This window comes from Streptococcus sp. SCPM-O-B-15304 (M98) (assembly GCF_058200215.1).
Window position 1 is genome coordinate 1 of record NZ_JBYQGQ010000056.1, and the last position, 255, is coordinate 255.

Here is a 255-nt window from a genome sequence, read left to right on the forward strand (position 1 = left end):
TCCATGTTGTAGTTCCAGAAGCTTTGTTTTCTTTACCAGTAAATGTAAAGTCATCTTGGACATTGTCTCCTGGAGTCTTATCGCCTGCTCCTTCAAACTTAACTGTTTGTTTAGTTGGTTTCTTCACATCATTTACGATTGGTACGTAGATGATTGGTGTGTCGTCACCTGGGTTTTCAGGAGTGATTGGTTTTCCTGGTTCTACTGGTTTACCTGGTTTGCTTGGATCTTTTGGATCTGGCAAGTATGGTTTGT

The 255-nt window shown here is 40.8% G+C and carries 1 protein-coding gene; it reads right to left on the reverse strand.

The window, feature by feature from the left end; all coding sequences use genetic code 11:
- Positions 1-255, reverse strand: a 255-nt coding sequence (locus tag AC3E7H_RS10045) for a hypothetical protein (protein ID WP_490676523.1), incomplete at both ends; no start/stop codon positions are given.